Origin of the sequence: Flaviflexus huanghaiensis (assembly GCF_014118685.1) — a bacterium.
Taxonomy (GTDB): domain Bacteria; phylum Actinomycetota; class Actinomycetes; order Actinomycetales; family Actinomycetaceae; genus Flaviflexus; species Flaviflexus huanghaiensis.
The window spans coordinates 49,973-64,998 of record NZ_JACFAK010000010.1 but is presented as its reverse complement, the minus strand read 5'-3'; the positions used below and the strand labels follow the sequence as shown (position 1 = coordinate 64,998).

Annotated in this window: 12 protein-coding genes; 11 read left to right on the top strand and 1 reads right to left on the bottom strand. The window is 63.0% G+C overall.

What is annotated here, in order from left to right; genetic code table 11:
* Nucleotides 1–9 precede the first annotated feature (9 nt).
* Genes caiA through H7E91_RS08650 form a run of 5 tightly spaced genes read left to right on the top strand, consistent with a single transcriptional unit; the run spans nucleotide 10 to nucleotide 6,206 of the window.
* Complete coding sequence (gene caiA / locus H7E91_RS08670; RefSeq protein WP_182354702.1) at nucleotides 10–1,143, top strand: crotonobetainyl-CoA dehydrogenase; 1,134 nt, start codon at nucleotides 10–12, stop codon at nucleotides 1,141–1,143.
* A gap of 11 nt (nucleotides 1,144–1,154) precedes the next feature.
* Nucleotides 1,155–2,378: an L-carnitine CoA-transferase gene (caiB, locus tag H7E91_RS08665; protein WP_182354701.1), complete on the top strand. Its 1,224-nt coding sequence runs from the start codon at nucleotides 1,155–1,157 to the stop codon at nucleotides 2,376–2,378.
* A gap of 10 nt (nucleotides 2,379–2,388) precedes the next feature.
* Nucleotides 2,389–3,945, top strand: coding sequence for an AMP-binding protein (locus H7E91_RS08660; RefSeq protein WP_182354700.1), 1,557 nt, complete (start codon nucleotides 2,389–2,391; stop codon nucleotides 3,943–3,945).
* 13 nt (nucleotides 3,946–3,958) lie between these two features.
* Nucleotides 3,959–4,834 (top strand): MaoC/PaaZ C-terminal domain-containing protein, encoded by an 876-nt coding sequence (locus H7E91_RS08655; RefSeq protein ID WP_182354699.1) that lies wholly within the window; start codon nucleotides 3,959–3,961, stop codon nucleotides 4,832–4,834.
* Between the two features lie 37 nt (nucleotides 4,835–4,871).
* Nucleotides 4,872–6,206 carry an MFS transporter gene (locus H7E91_RS08650; RefSeq protein ID WP_182354698.1) on the top strand — a complete coding sequence of 445 codons (1,335 nt, stop codon included), beginning with the start codon at nucleotides 4,872–4,874 and terminating at the stop codon, nucleotides 6,204–6,206.
* A gap of 11 nt (nucleotides 6,207–6,217) precedes the next feature.
* On the opposite strand, the gene H7E91_RS08645 is transcribed toward H7E91_RS08650, so the two are convergent.
* Entirely contained in the window at nucleotides 6,218–6,838 is a 621-nt protein-coding gene (locus H7E91_RS08645; protein WP_182354697.1) for a TetR family transcriptional regulator, read from the bottom strand.
* A gap of 126 nt (nucleotides 6,839–6,964) precedes the next feature.
* Between H7E91_RS08645 and H7E91_RS08640 the strand changes: the two genes are divergently transcribed.
* From H7E91_RS08640 to H7E91_RS08615, 6 genes are all read left to right on the top strand, one after another.
* Nucleotides 6,965–7,717 (top strand): electron transfer flavoprotein subunit beta/FixA family protein, encoded by a 753-nt coding sequence (locus H7E91_RS08640; protein ID WP_182354696.1) that lies wholly within the window; start codon nucleotides 6,965–6,967, stop codon nucleotides 7,715–7,717.
* Nucleotides 7,718–7,730: 13 nt separating this feature from the next.
* Entirely contained in the window at nucleotides 7,731–8,591 is an 861-nt protein-coding gene (locus H7E91_RS08635) for an electron transfer flavoprotein subunit alpha/FixB family protein (protein WP_182354695.1), read from the top strand.
* Nucleotides 8,588–9,883 (top strand): FAD-dependent oxidoreductase, encoded by a 1,296-nt coding sequence (locus tag H7E91_RS08630; protein ID WP_182354694.1) that lies wholly within the window; start codon nucleotides 8,588–8,590, stop codon nucleotides 9,881–9,883. The genes H7E91_RS08635 and H7E91_RS08630 overlap by 4 nt, the downstream gene beginning before the upstream one ends.
* The gene (locus tag H7E91_RS08625; protein WP_182354693.1) at nucleotides 9,883–10,179 is read left to right on the top strand and encodes a ferredoxin family protein; all 297 of its coding nucleotides are present in this window, start codon (nucleotides 9,883–9,885) and stop codon (nucleotides 10,177–10,179) included. Before H7E91_RS08630 ends, H7E91_RS08625 begins: the two co-directional genes overlap by 1 nt.
* Before the next feature lie 108 nt (nucleotides 10,180–10,287).
* Nucleotides 10,288–11,430: an MFS transporter gene (locus tag H7E91_RS12155; RefSeq protein WP_206680395.1), complete on the top strand. Its 1,143-nt coding sequence runs from the start codon at nucleotides 10,288–10,290 to the stop codon at nucleotides 11,428–11,430.
* Between the two features lie 155 nt (nucleotides 11,431–11,585).
* Complete coding sequence (locus H7E91_RS08615; RefSeq protein WP_182354692.1) at nucleotides 11,586–15,017, top strand: TM0106 family RecB-like putative nuclease; 3,432 nt, start codon at nucleotides 11,586–11,588, stop codon at nucleotides 15,015–15,017.
* The last annotated feature ends 9 nt before the right edge of the window (nucleotides 15,018–15,026 follow it).

The window sequence follows — 15,026 nt, the reverse complement described above, 5'->3', positions numbered from 1 at the left end:
GACATCACCGTGGATTTTTCGCTGAATGAAGACCAGCAGCTCATGGTCGAGGGCTACCGACAGCTCATGGAGTCGCGCAACTGGGAAGACTACTTCCGCGAGTGCGATGCCAACTCGGAGTACCCGATCGAGTGGGCTGAGGCGATCTGCGAGCTCGGGTTCGACCACATCCTCCTGCCCGAGGAGAACGACGGTTTCGGGCTCGGCTGGACAGAGCTTACGGCAGCGTATGAGGAACTTGGCCGCCTGGGCGGACCGACCTACGTGCTCTACCAGCTTCCGGGCTGGGGCACCGTTCTGCGCGAGGGTACCGAGGAGCAGAAGGAAACGATGCTGTCCTTCCTCGGCACCGGCAAGCAGATGCTCAACTACGCCATGACCGAGCCCGGTGCGGGTTCCTCGTGGGATGAGATGGCGACGACGTACACCCGCCGAGACGGCAAGGTGTACCTCAACGGGCACAAGACGTTCCAGACCTCGGCGATGCATGCGCCGTACATGGTCGTCATGGCCCGGAACGCTGATGACATGTCGGTTTACACCGAATGGTTCGTTGACATGTCGAAGCCCGGCATCACGAAGGAGCCGCTCGCGAAGCTCGGTCTCAAGATGGACTCCTGTGCGGAGCTCTACTTCGATGACGTCGAGCTTGACGAGTCCGACATTTTCGGTAGTGAAGGCAACGCGTTCAAGCGCGGTGTCCAGGACTTCGACCTTGAGCGTTTCCTCGTTGCCCTGACGAACTACGGCACCGCCTATATGGCGTTCGAGGACGCAGCGAAGTACGCCAACCAGCGGGTCCAGGGCGGGGAGGCCATCGGCCGCACGCAGCTCATTCAGCTGAAGTTTGCGGAGATGAAGGTCGCGCTCGTCAACATGCGGAACATGCTGTACGAGATCGCGTGGAAGGCAGACAACGATCAGCTCGGTCGCGGTGACTGCTCGATGGCGAAGTACTACTGCTCGCACGCATCGAGCCTCGTTGTCGACCACGCGCTTCAGGTTCTCGCCGGCATCGGCGTTACCGGTGAGCACCGCGTCCAGCGTGCCTTCCGGGACCTGCGGGTTGACCGCGTGTCGGGCGGCACCGACGAGGTCATGATCCTCGCGACAGGCCGCGCTGCCCTTCGCGACTACAGGTAAGGGGAGAACTTATGGAGACGAACAAGCCCTCTTTCGGCGTCCTCGATGACGTCAAGGTCGTCTACTCCGCCGTCGAGATCGCTGCGCCTACCGCGGCCGCGATCATGGGTGAGTGGGGTGCTGATGTCACGTGGATCGAGAACGTGTGGAGCGGTGACTCCATGCGCGACACCGCGTGGGTGAAGGAGTTGGAGAGGCGCAACATGCGCTCGATCTCCCTCAATGCCTTCACCGACGAGGGGAAGGAGGCCCTCGCGGGCCTCGTCAAGGACGCTGACATCTTCATCGAGTCTTCGAAGGGCGGCACGTACGCCCGCAAGGGGATCACGGACGACTGGCTGTGGAGTATCAACCCCAAGCTCGTCATCGTCCACGTGTCCGGGTTTGGCCTGACGGGTGTGAAGGAGCGCGTCGAATCCGCGGCCTACGACCTCACGGTCGCGTCCTACGCGGGGATTGTTGCGCAGAACGGCACGACCGAGCAGCCGATGAATATCCACCCCTACGGGGCGGACTATTTCAATGCCCTCATGATCGTGTCTTCATCGCTCGCGGCGCTTCACAAGGTCGGCATCACCGGCGAAGGCGAGTCGATCGATCTTGCGATGTACGAGACGATGCTGCGCGTCGGCACGTACTACATGATGGATTATCTCAACGCAGGCGTGACGTACGACCGTCCCGGCGGTCGCCATCAGAACCTGTGCGGTATCGGCCTGTACGAATGCGCGGACGGCTATATCGGCCTATGCCTCTATGGCGTGCCGCAGAACAAGTACCTGCTCGAGCAGATCGGTCTTGGTGACCTGTGGGGCACGGACGACTACCCGGAGGGCACGTCCGCTCTGTGGCGGAACGGCCCGAAGGCGGACCTCATTGAAGAGAAGCTCGAAGAGTACCTCCTCGCTCGGTCCAAGTGGGATGTCGAAAAGGACTTCGTTGCCCACAAGATCGCAGCTCAGGTTGTCAATGAGATCGCCGATGTTGTCGCCGACGAGCACGTCGCGCTGCGGGGCAACTTCATCGAGTGGGAGAACGCCGACGGCGTGACCATTAAGGGGCCCAACACGTTCCCGACGTTCGCGAAGAACCCGGGCGGGTTTTGGCGGCCCATGCCGGGCCTCGGGCAGGACTCCCGGGACGTCTTGGAGCGCGCCGGCTTCTCCGACGACGACATCCGTCGCTTCGGTGAAACAGGTGCAGTGAAGTTCGGAGAGCAGGTGGAGCAGCCGTAGGCTGCGCGCGATGACTGACAGAGGTGTGGGGGAGCTGTGGGAGGCACGGTGCGTGTCTCACCCCGAACGTGAGTTCCTCATCTTTGAGGATCCTGACACGGGCCGCGTGCGCCGGTACACGTACGGGGAGTTCGACGAACGCGTCGAGGCTCTGGCGGACATACTTGTCCACCTTGGAGTCAACCCCGGCGACCGCGTCGCCACCCTCCTCCACAACTCTGTCGAGTTCATCGAAACCCTCCTCGCACTTGCGAAGATCGGCGGCGTCCTCGTCCCGATCAACGCAGCGTCCACTCTTTTCGAGGCCAGCTACATGCTCGGCCACACAGGAGTCCGTCTCGTTGTGTCCGACCCCGAACTTGGCGCTGACATCACCTCGGTTCCGCAGCTCCACATCCGGGGCTATGCGGAGGGCGGCTACAGGACACCACCTGCGCCGCGGCGGGTACGACGTGACGGGCCGTTCGGCGCCGACCTGTTCGAGATCATGTTCACCTCCGGCACGACGGCCCAGCCGAAGGGCGTCATGCTGTCCCACAGGAACGCGACGTTCTCCGGCGAGTTCTGTGTGTGGCAGATGGCGATGACCGGGCAGGACCGGTTGCTGACGACGATGGCGATGACCCACATCAACTTCCAATTCTCGGCCCTCATGCCCGTTATCGAGGCGGGCGCGACCCTTATCGCTCTCACTCGTTATTCGGCGACACGCTATTGGCGGTCTGTTTGCCGGCACCGGGCCACCCTCGTCCAGGGGATGGCGATGATCGCACGAACGATGCTCAAGCAACCGGTCGATGACGGGGAGCAGGACCACGTTGTGCGGGAGATGCACTACTTCCTGCCACTATCCGATACCGAGAAAAACGAATTCACGTCCCGATTCGGGATTACCCTGCTCAACAATTACGGGTCGACAGAGTCGCTCGTTGGCGTCATCACCGACCCGCCTGTCGGCGAGCGGCGCTGGCCCTCCATCGGACGGATCGGTCCCGGCTATCGGGCCCGGATCTGCGCCGAGGACGGTCGCGAGCAACCTGCTGGCGAATGCGGGGAGCTCTACATTCATGGGATTCCCGGAGTCAGCCTCATGATGGGCTACTGGAACGACCCGGCTGCCACCGCAGCGGTTCTCAAGGATGGCTGGTATCGCACGGGCGATTACGCGGTCACCGACAAGGACGGGTGGTTCTACTTCCTCGACAGGCACCTTGATCTCATCAAGCGGGCGGGCGAGAACGTGTCGGCCACCGAGGTCGAGTGCGTCCTCAGCGGCTGTCCGGGGGTTGAGGCTGTCGCGGTCGTCGGGGTCGGTGACGAGGTGCGGGACATGGCGGTCAAGGCCGTCGTCGTCCCCTCATCCGACGTAGTGACCGCCGAGTCGATTATCGCCTACGCGGCGAAGCGCCTGTCCTATTTCAAGATTCCCACCATTGTCGAGTTCCGCACCGCGCTACCGCGGGGCGCCTACGGCAAGGTCAACCGCCAAGAGCTCAAAGAGCCCGTAGAACTTTCTGACCGGCACACGGCCTGTCAGCCGACACATGACATGACGACCAGCAACTAGAAGGAGACTAGATATGGCGATCAACACCGAGATGGTGGGCCAGACATTCGGCCCATTCATCCGTGATTACACGTTCCGCGACCTCGAGCTTTTCGCGCTTGGCTGCGGCGCCGGCATCGACGGCAAGGACGGACTGGAGTACATCAACGAGAAGGATTCGACGAACCCGGAGCTCAAGGTGCTCCCCATGTTCGGCGCCATGCTCATTGTCGACTCCGACGTCACCCGGACGATCGATTACGGCTACAACTACGCAGGCTCCCTCCACTGGGGATTCGACATCACCTTCCATGAACCGATGACGAAGATGTCCGACCGGCTCGAGACCTTCGTCAAGCTCGAAGGTCTTTTCGACCGCGGTGAGGGCAGAGGCCTGCTCGCGCAGCACATCGGTGACACGTACGACTCGGACGGGAAGAAGCTGTTCACGACAGAGTCGTGGGACTGCCTCATCTACGACGGCGGCTGGGGCGGCCCTGCCGCGCCGAAGGACATCGTCGAGATGCCGGATCGTGAGCCGGACGTTGTCGTGACCGAGCGGATCCCGGAGAATCAGGCTCTGCTTTACCGGCTGTCGGGCGACTACCACCCGCAGCACATCGACTGGGACTACGCAGCCGAGAACGGCGAGCCGCGCCCCATCCTGCACGCGATCTCGTACGCGGGTGTCGTTATGCGCCACGCGATCAACGAGTTCGTTCCGGGTGAGCCGGAGCGGATCACCCGGTTCAAGACCCGCATCACCTCACCCGTGCACCCTGGCACGACGCTCAAGACCGAGCTGTGGAAGGTCGGGGAGGGTGAGCTTCGCTTCCGCCTTGTCGACGAGGACGCTGACGTGACCGGCGCCAAGCCGCATCTCAACTGGGGAATCATCGAGTTCAAGTAAGCGACTGGAGCGGGCTGGCGCGGTGGAAGAAGGAAGAATGCAGAAAGTAAGCCTTGACGATCTGGGAATGAATACGTTCCTCAAACGGATCACCCTCTACTCATCTGGGGGTCCGTTCCTTGAGGGGTACGTGCTCGGCGTGATCGGCGTCGCCTTGCCCCTTATCGTCAGCGAGTTCAGGATCGATGAACACTGGAACGGACTTCTCGGAGTCGCGTCCCTCGTCGGCCTGTTCTTCGGCGCCTCAATCGGCGGATGGCTCACTGACCTGCTCGGTCGGAAGCGGATGTTTATCATCGATATCGCCGCCATCGGCATCCTCTCCATCATTTCCGCCTTTGTCGCGAGCCCGCTCCAGCTCTTCATCGTCCGCTTCCTCATCGGTCTCGCAGTTGGCGCGGACTACCCGATCGCCACATCGATGATCGCGGAGTTCACGCCCCGCCGCTATCGCGCGATTTCCATGGGCTTCATCGCAGCCATGTGGTACATCGGCGCGAATGCGTCCTACATTGTCGGCTACTTCCTGCTCGACCTCGACGGCGGTTGGCGCTGGATGTTGGCAAGCTCCATCATTCCGTGCCTCATCATTCTCATCGGTCGCTGGTCAATCCCCGAGTCCCCGCGCTGGCTCATGTCGAAGGGCCGCACGGACGAGGCCGAAGGGATCATGGAATCGATTTTCCACACCCCCGTCCAACTCGAGGATGAGACGGCTGAGAAGACGGATGTGAGGACGCTGCTGCGCCGCACGTACCTCAAGCGAATCATCTTCGTTGGCGTCATCTGGCTGTGCCAGGCAATCCCGATGTACGCGGTCTACACGTACGGCCCGCAGATCATCTCCGGCTTCGGCTTCGGTGCGGGCCGTCAGGCCCTCATCGGTGAGATCATCATCGGCACGTTCTTCATGATCGGCACCATCCCCGCGATGTTCCTCGCCGAATACTGGGGGAGAAGACCGCTTATTATCTGGAGCTTCGTCATCATGACCGCCTCTCTTGCGGTTCTTGGGGTGATCCCAGCTCCGAGCTTGTTCGTCGTCGTTGCCTGCTTCGCGATTTACGCGATCGCCTCCGGCGGTCCGGGCAACCTTCAGTGGCTCTACCCGAACGAACTCTTCCCGACGAGCGTGCGGGCAACGGCGATGGGAGCGGCGATGGCACTGTCACGCATTGGCACCGTCGTGTCGATCTACGTCCTGCCGACGTTCCTCGCGACCCACGGAACGGGTAAGACAATGCTCGTCGGCGCGGCGATTTCCCTGCTCGGACTGGCGATCTCTGTCGCGTGGGCCCCGGAAACATCCGGGTACCCGCTGACGGAAACGGCCTCGGAGGGCTTCAATGCCCGGACGAAGGCGAAGCGATGAGGTGCGCGATCCTAGGCGAGTCGAAGGTCGCTCGAGTGGTGGATGACATAGAGCTGATCGTCGACCAGGTCGTCAGCGTACTCGGCGAATTCGGTCTTGAAGCACTCGATGTTGTCCGGGTGCAGAGTGAGAGCCCTCATGAGGGTCGACCCTTCAATCGCATCAAGCAGGCGGGTGACCGAAATATGGGAGGACAGGTCGCCCTCGTTCTTGAGGATCCACAGCCTGTCGCGGACAGCCCGAATCGGGTAGAGGACGTGCGCGTTGTAGATCTCGATGAGAGCAGGCTCGTTTTCAGTATTCATCTCGACGAGGATGCGGCGAATCGCCTTGGAATGCTCGCCGAAGTAGAGGCCGAGTCGGTAGATGACCTCATCGCGGAGGATCTGCCGAACGGTTGTCCCCGTGATCGGGGGCAGCTCGATGAACTGGTTGAAGGAGTCGATGAGCAGCCTGCCGCGGCAGTTCCACCGGGCATACATTGTCGACTTCCCGACGCCGGCGCGCTTCGCCACATTCGTGAGGTTGAACCCGTACCAGCCCGCTTCACCGTACAGATCGAGGGCAGCCCTCATGATCCGCTCGTCCGCATCAACACTTCTGGGCCGTCCTACAACAGAGAACTGAGTCACGTGTCTTCCCTCCACAGTTATTCGCTTCCCCATCCAACCAGGTCAAAAGTCCGGGGGCGTGTGACTTAAGTCCACGCCCGGCACCCCACACACCTTCGCACACCACACAGAGAGAAAGAGGAAACCATGAGCGTTGTCGTCGCTTACAAGTATGCGTCCAATCCGCAGGACGCGGCAGTCGGGGCTGATGGCCAGATCGACTGGTCACGCGCCAAGCCCGCCGTGTCCGAATACGATCCGGTCGCCATCGGACTCGCCCGCACCATTGCTGGTGACGGCGAAGTTGTCGGCGTGTCCGTTGGCACCTCCGCCGTCGCGAGCTCCATGGCGAAGAAGAACGCCATCTCCAAGGGCCTCGATCGCGCCCTTGTCGTCGCTGACGATGCGAGCGCCGAGTGGAACGCGACCAAGGTCGCGTCAGCACTGGCCGGCCTTGTCCGCAAAGTTGACGATGTCGAGCTCGTCCTCGCGGGCGACTCCTCGATCGATGAGGGAACCCGGATCGTCCCCGCGATCCTCGCGGGATACCTTGGGTGGCCGTGCTTCCAGGACATCATGTCCGTTCAGAAGACGGCCGATGGAGTCACAGTCATCCAGGCGGTCGCGGGTGGCACCCGCACGATCGACGTCACCGGCCCCGCGGTTCTCGCCGCCACGTCGGACGCTGTCGAGATCAAGGCCGCATCGATGAAGGACATCCTTGCCGCTGGCAAGAAACCGCTCGACGAAGCATCCGCTGACGAGGTCGGCGTGTCGGACGCCGCGGTCACGGTGACGGGCCGGACCAGGCCAGCACCCCAGGCACGCAAGAACGATATCCGCAGCTCGTCCGACGCCGCTGGCCTGGCCAGTGAGCTCCGTGCGGCAGGCATTCTTTAGAAAGAAGATGAACATGGCACAGATTTGGCTTATTGCAGTTAACCCCGACGTCGCGAACCTTCTTGAGCTGGCTGGCGACCGCCCGGTCACCGCTGTCACCGTCGGAGCAGATGTTCCAGGTGCGGCTCGACAGATCGTCATCCCGCTTGCCGAGGGCATGCCCGCTGAGGCAGCCGCCCCGGCCGTCGCAGAGGCGGTAAGCGCAGAACCGGGTGACATCGTCCTCGTGGCCAACCGATCCGCTGAGCGCGTCATCGCCGGCGCGGTCGCGGCGAAACTTAACGCTCCCGTCCTTTCCGGCGTCAAGGAAATTGGCGAGGGCACAATCCGTTACGGCCGCTACGGCGGGATCGTCGAAGAGACCGTCTCCTACGAATCCGCTGTCGTCGCCATCGCAGATGGTGGAACCGCACCCGAGGGCGAAGCCCCAGCATCAGAAACCGGTCCCGCAACGACGCACGCTGCAGTCGTGACCGCGACGAGCCGCGCCGAGGGCGAGTCAGTCAACCTCGCAGCCGCGAAGAAGATCGTCGCTGTCGGCCGCGGGTTCAAGTCCGAGGAGGACCTCAAGCTCGCCGACACGTTCGCGAAGTCGATCGGCGCCGTCATTGCCTGCTCGAGGCCGCTCTCCGAGGGCACCGAGTGGTTGCCTCGTGACCGCTACATCGGCATCACCGGCCAGCACGTCGCCCCCGAGGTCTACGTTGCCATCGGCATCTCTGGGCAGATGCAACACACGGCTGGCATGGTCGGTTCCGGCACGGTCATCTCCATCAACTCCGATGACAAGGCTCCGATGTTTGCTCAGTCCGACTACGGCGTTGTCGGCGACCTATACGAGGTCCTGCCAGCGATGACAGAGGCCCTGGCGTGAGTGTCGAGTACGATTTCGACGTCATTATCGTCGGTGGGGGTGTCGCAGGCACGGTCTGCGCATACCTGCTCGCGCAGGAGGGCCACGAAGTTCTCCTCATCGAGCGGGGCGTCGAGCCGGGGTCGAAGAACCTCTCCGGAGGCGTCTTCTACTGCAGGATCATGCAGGAGATCTTCCCGAACTTCTTGAGCGATGCTCCGGTCGAACGGACGATCACCCGAAACTGCGTGTCCTTCCTCAACGAGGGTTCAGCTGTCAACATTGACTACTGGGACACGCGGCTGGCTGAGCCCGTCAACGCGGTCACCGTGCTGCGGGCGAAGCTCGATCCCTGGTTGGCGGAGCAGTGCGAAGAGGCCGGCGTGACAGTCATGCCCGGCATCAAGGTCGACGAGCTCCTACGCGACGGAGACCAGTTCGTCGGTGTCCGCGCGGGCGAGGACGAACTCCACGCTCGCGTCGTCATCGCTGCAGACGGTGTCAACTCGTTCCTCGCGCAGAATGCCGGCATCCGCCCGAAGGCCAAGACGAAGGACCTCGCGGTCGGCGTCAAATCGGTCATCCGCCTCGGCGAGGACACCGTGCGTCAACGTTTCAACCTGTCCGGTAGCGACGGCGCCGCATATGCGGTTGTCGGCGACTGCACACAGGGTGTCGCTGGCGGCGGGTTCATGTACACCAACACGGACAGTGTGTCGATCGGCGTCGTCCTGCGGCTCGACGATCTCGCTGACAAAGGCAAGGCGTCAAGCGACGTCCACGACCACTTCCTCTCCCATCCCTTCATCGCCCCGTTCCTCGAGGGTGGCGAACTGCTCGAATACGGCTGCCACATGGTGCCGGAGGGCGGGCAGGGGATGATGGGCGATGTTGTCCACCCGGGCCTTCTCATCATCGGCGACGCCTCGGGGCTGTGCCTCAACACCGGTTTCACGGTGCGGGGCATGGATCTCGCGGCCGGTTCGGCCCGTGCCGCCGCGAAGGCTGTCGACGAGGCGCTCAAGGCCGAGGACTATTCGGCCACGGCGCTTGGCTCCTACACGAGACACGTCGACGAGAGCTTTGTCGGCCAGGACATGGCAACGTATGCGAAAGCTCCCGCGTTCCTTGAAAATGAGGAGATGTATGGCGACATGGGAGTGCTCGTCGCTGATGTTATGCACGACATCTTCAATCACGATCTCAGCCCGCGCAGGCCGCTGGTCAAGGTCGCACTCGGCGCGGTCAAGCGTTCGAAGCTGACGATGCGGCGCCTTGCGAAGATCGGTTACCAAGCGGTGAGGTCACTATAATGTCTGATTTTGTCAACGATTCAGTCACACAGCGGCTGGCCGGGAACCACTACGAGGTCGATGAGGGCAACTCGCACATCGAGGTCAATCAGGACATCGCCAAGTCAACCGGAACTGGCAAACTCCTTGTCAGGGTGTGTCCCGCGGGCGTCTACTCCGAACGTGAGGACGGCACGATCGACGTCGAGTACGCCGCGTGCTTGGAATGCGGGACGTGTCTCGCGGTCGCAGCACCTGGTGCTCTCACATGGCACTATCCCAGCTCGGGCGCGGGCATCGTCTTCCGCGAAGGATAGGACAGACGGTCGGCCCGCTCCACGTGAGCGGGCCGACGCTCTGGACCTTATCGGCGCCGCCGTGGTCCAGCGGTAGCGCCAGCAAGGTTCGGGGTTATCCTTGCTGGCGTGACTCCATCTTCTGTCCTCCGCTCGCCCGGCGTGCCACTCGTTGTCGCAATGACAGCACTGGCGTTCTCGGGCTATAGCGCCCTCATGCCGGTTGCTCCGCTCTGGGCAGCCGCCGGCGGGGCAGACGCGGGCGGTGTTGGGCTCGTCAACGGCGTCCTCATGGGGACAACAGTTCTCACCCAGCTCATGGTGCCAGCCAGCCTACGAAAGTTCGGTTGGGTGCTTGTCCTCGTGACGGGCACGCTCTTTCTCGGCCTGCCAACGATCAGACTGTTCTTCAGCGACAGTCTCGAAGCGATCCTTGCCGTCTCGGCCCTGCGCGGCATCGGGTTCGGCATCATCACCGTCACCGGAAGCGCCCTCATCGCCGAACTTGTCGACCCGCTACGCAGAGGAGAGGCGATCGGTGTCTACGGCCTTGCCGTGGCCGCTCCTCAGATTCTCTTCATGTCGACCGGACCCTGGTTTGCTGAACGCTTCGGCTTCGCCACGATGTTCGCGATCGGAGTCCTTCCCATCTTCGGCGCCGTGCCCGCCTACATCCTCGGGGGGCGGATGGAGGCGGTGCCGAAACCCCAGGAACGTGCGCCGTACACGAACCTCCTCCGGCCGATCTTCCTCCTCCTTGCCGTCACGCTTGCGGGCGGCGCGATCATCACGTTCCTCGCACAGATGGTGTCCGAGCCGTGGCTGGCGATGGTTGGATTGCTCCTGCTCACCGTGTTCGCTGCCGCAACGAGGTGGCGACTTGGGGGCCTTGCCGACCGTTTTGGTGCTCAGCGATTCGTGTGGCCTCTCGTCGTATCGACAACGGTCGGCATGGTCGTCATCGCCTACGCCGTGCGAGGTGACTCGCATGTTGCGGCTCTCCTCACCGGCACAGCACTCGTCGGTATCGGCTACGGCGGGCTACAAAATCTCACGCTTCTTCTCGCATTCGATGGCGTCAAGCGCGTTCATTACGGCTCCGCGAGCGCGGCGTGGAACATCGGATTCGATGCGGGCACGGGCCTGGGTTCGGTCGTCATCGGCGCCGTCGCCGCAAGTTCGTCTTTCAGCACTGCGATGCTCGTCGGAGGTGCCGTCTCTCTCCTCACCCTGCCGCTTGCGTTCAAGCAAACGCCAAAGGTCACCGGCTAAACGAACGTCCGTCACGGCAGCTGACGGCGCGTGGCGAGTTTCCTCGGGTCAGCTCCGCCAGTGGGTTCTGTCGCGACTCGTGCCGGCCTGAACATGCGCCGCATTTCTCACCGCCAGATGAGACAGAATGGAGGCCGGGTTACGAGGGGAGCGGGATGTATGTAGATGAGGGCCGCGTCGTCACGGGGGCGAGTGATCTCGCCGCCGCCTCGTCGTGTGAGTATGCGTGGCTGAGACAGCTTGACGAGCGTCTGGGCCGGGTTCCCCCGCTCCAGCGGAGCATCGACGCCATGATGGTGCGGACAGCGGAACTTGGTGAACTCCACGAGCGGAGAGTTCTCGATTCACATCGACAGCAGGGCCGGCGGGTCGAGATCATTGGCAGGCCTGCGGGGAACGATCGGCGCAGTATTGAGAAGGCGGCCGAGGAGACTCTCCTCGCTCTGCAGTCCCACGCGGACGTGGTCTTTCAGGCGGCCTTTGTCGCAGATGATGATCTTGGCTTGCCGTTTGTCGGATACACCGACTTCCTCGTCCTGCAGGGGGACGGGTCGTACCGGGTCCAGGACACGAAGCTCGCCCGCACCGCCCGAGTCACCGCTCTTTTCCAGCTTGCGGCGTACGCGCGGCAACTGAGAGCCCTCGGTATCCCGGTCGACGATGAGGTCGATCTTGTCCTCGGTGATGGAACAACGAGCACCCATCGGCTGAAGGACATCGAGCCCATGTATGTTCTGCGCCGGAGGAGACTCGCCGCGATCGTTGGAGAACAGCTCGCATCTGGCAGACCTGTCGGGTGGGAAGACGACCGGTATTCACGGTGCGGCTCATGCGAGGACTGCGCCGCAGCTATCGCCGAGCATCGCGACATGTGGCTTATCCACGGCTTGCGAGGCGCTCAGCGTGCCAAGCTCCGGTCGGCCGGCCTCAAAACAATTGACGATGTTGCCGCGTGGAAGAGTGGCGCGCCGACGGGCGGGGTGCCGGTGCAGACCCTGTCGACCCTGTCAGACCAAGCCGCATTGCAGATCGCCAGCGAGGGGCGGAGTGAGCCTCTCGTCAGGGTCATCGACCCGCACGCGCTCGCGGCGCTGCCAGCTCCAAGCGACGGCGACATCTTCTTCGACTTTGAGGGTGATCCGCTGTGGACGGCCGATGGTGCGACATGGGGTCTCGACTATCTGTTTGGGCTCGTTGACACCTCCGGTGAGTTCACGGCGTTCTGGGCGCATGACATGAAGCAGGAGCGGCAGGCGCTCCTTGACTTCCTCGATGACGTCGAAGCCCGCAGGCGAGATCATCCCGACATGCATGTCTATCACTACGCGAGCTACGAGAGGGCGCACCTTGCGTCGCTTGCGCAACGTCACGGGGTGGGGGAGGAGAGGGTCGACACCCTGCTCCGCGAGGGCGTTCTCGTCGACCTGTATGCGACGGTGAGGCGAGCGCTACGAATCGGGGCCCCGTCGTATTCGATCAAGGCTGTTGAGGTTCTCTACATGGGTGCCGATCATCGCGAAGGTGTGACAACGGCGGCGGACAGTGTCACTCAGTATGCGCACTACGTCGAGCTCGGTGACGCAGGCCGCACTGACGAGGCACAAGCGGTCCTGGACGAGATCGCGGACTACAACAGGTATGACTGTCTGTCGACCCTTCGGCTGCGTGATTGGCTGCGCGCGCTTCCCATCGCGGCCGGCGACGGAGCGGGTGGGTCTGTCACGACCGACTCGGGGACACGGCAAACGAAGAAGGAACAAGAGCAGGCGAAAGTCGAGGCGCGCACGGCACTCGAGACCCAGGTAGCGAAGCGTGCTGGCGACCGGTTTGACGTGAACCGTACGGCCGATGAAAGGGCCTGGGGTCTCGCGGCAGCCGCACTGCACTATCACCGCCGAGAAGACAAGTCTTTCTGGTGGGCGCACTATGCGCGCCTTGACGACCCGGTCGACCAGTGGTCGGGCAACAGAGATGTCTTCCTTGTCGAGGAGGCGGCCATCGAGCGCGACTGGTCGGTGAAGCCGCGGGCGAAGACGCTGTCGCGAGACCTTGTGCTGACCGGCGAATGGTCTCCGGGAAGCACGCCGAAGGAGAATTCCTGTTATCTCATCTATGAGTCCGGACTCCTGTCCGCCGGTGGCCAGCGCGTCGCCATCTCAGCCACATTGGGTGAGATCACCGACGGCTCGGTAACCGTGAGCGAGCGGCTGCCAGGTGGGATCGAACCCCATGACCTCGCTCCGATCGCGGTCGTGCCCGGCCCACCGCTGGAAACTGGCGGTCTCGCGGATGCGATCGAGACCTGGGTGCGCCGGGCCTATGCGCTGGGGGCGATGCCCGCTGATCCGGTGGGCGACCTCCTGTCGCGGCGGCCCCCGCGGTTTCTCAGCGGCTCTGGCCCGGCCCCGATGGACGCTGACAACCCCGCGGTCGTCGCATCATTGCGGGATCTTGACCATAGCTATCTCGCCGTGCAGGGACCACCCGGAACGGGAAAGACGTATGTCGCTGCGAACACGATCGTTGCGCTCGTTCGGGATGGGTGGCGGGTCGGTGTCGTTGCCCAATCGCACAAGGTCGTCGACAACGTTCTGTTGACCGCCCACCGCTTCGGTTTGGAGCCGCATCTGATCTGCAAGGCCCAGACTGCGGATCGGCCGCCGCTGCCGATCCCGATCACGCACGTTCGCAACGCAGAGACGGAACGGTTCCGGCCCGGACAGGCGGCACTTATCGGGGGCACGGCGTGGTGCTTTTCTCGCCTGCCCGCCGCCAGCCTCGACCTGCTCGTCATCGACGAAGCTGGGCAGTTCTCTCTCGCCAACACGATTGCCACTGCGCCATGTGCGACGCGGCTCCTGCTCGTCGGAGACCCTCAACAGCTCCCACAGGTCACGATCGGCTCGCACCCCGAACCGGTCGACACGTCCGCGCTCGGATTCCTCAGCGCGGGACATGACGTGCTCCCGCCCGAATACGGATATTTCCTTCCCGAATCCCGGCGCATGGATGGCGCAGTCACGCGCGCCGTGTCAGAGCTCTCATACGAGGGCAAGCTCCGGTCACACGCCTCGACAACGCAGCGCAAGCTCGCTGGCGTCCGTCCCGGTGTCAAAGCAATCCCGCTTCATCACAGGGGCAACGTCACGTCCTCGACCGAGGAAGCAGACGAGGTCGTGAGGATCGCCCACTCTCACCTTGGTCAGCAGTGGTATGACGGCCGTGAGACACGGCCCCTCGAACAGGACGACATCATTGTCGTCAGCCCCTACAACGCTCAGGTCAACACGGTCCGCAGAGCACTCGACGAGGCCGGGCTCTCGAACGTCAAGGTTGGCACCGTCGACCGGTTCCAGGGGCAGGAAGCTGCCATTGCGGTGACGACTCTTGCGGCGTCCTCGGCGGCTGATGTGCCTCGTGGGCTCGAATTCCTTCTCCAGCGCAACAGGCTCAACGTCTCTATCTCCCGAGCCATGTGGATCGCCTACATCGTCTACTCACCCGGCCTCGTCGACCACATGCCGACAACGCCGTCGAACCTCGCGGAGCTCAGCCGGTTTGCTCGGCTCGTCGGAGCTGACAGCTGAGCCTGCGCG

What these genes read in the sequence shown, in the direction of transcription:
- H7E91_RS08650 (WP_182354698.1), top strand. Translation starts at nt 4,872, where the DNA reads ATGCAGAAAGTAAGCCTTGACGATCTGGGAATGAATACGTTCCTCAAA.
- H7E91_RS08660 (WP_182354700.1), top strand. Translation starts at nt 2,389, where the DNA reads ATGACTGACAGAGGTGTGGGGGAGCTGTGGGAGGCACGGTGCGTGTCT.
- caiB (WP_182354701.1), top strand. Translation starts at nt 1,155, where the DNA reads ATGGAGACGAACAAGCCCTCTTTCGGCGTCCTCGATGACGTCAAGGTC.
- H7E91_RS08655 (WP_182354699.1), top strand. Translation starts at nt 3,959, where the DNA reads ATGGCGATCAACACCGAGATGGTGGGCCAGACATTCGGCCCATTCATC.
- H7E91_RS08640 (WP_182354696.1), top strand. Translation starts at nt 6,965, where the DNA reads ATGAGCGTTGTCGTCGCTTACAAGTATGCGTCCAATCCGCAGGACGCG.
- H7E91_RS08635 (WP_182354695.1), top strand. Translation starts at nt 7,731, where the DNA reads ATGGCACAGATTTGGCTTATTGCAGTTAACCCCGACGTCGCGAACCTT.
- H7E91_RS08615 (WP_182354692.1), top strand. Translation starts at nt 11,586, where the DNA reads ATGTATGTAGATGAGGGCCGCGTCGTCACGGGGGCGAGTGATCTCGCC.
- H7E91_RS08625 (WP_182354693.1), top strand. Translation starts at nt 9,883, where the DNA reads ATGTCTGATTTTGTCAACGATTCAGTCACACAGCGGCTGGCCGGGAAC.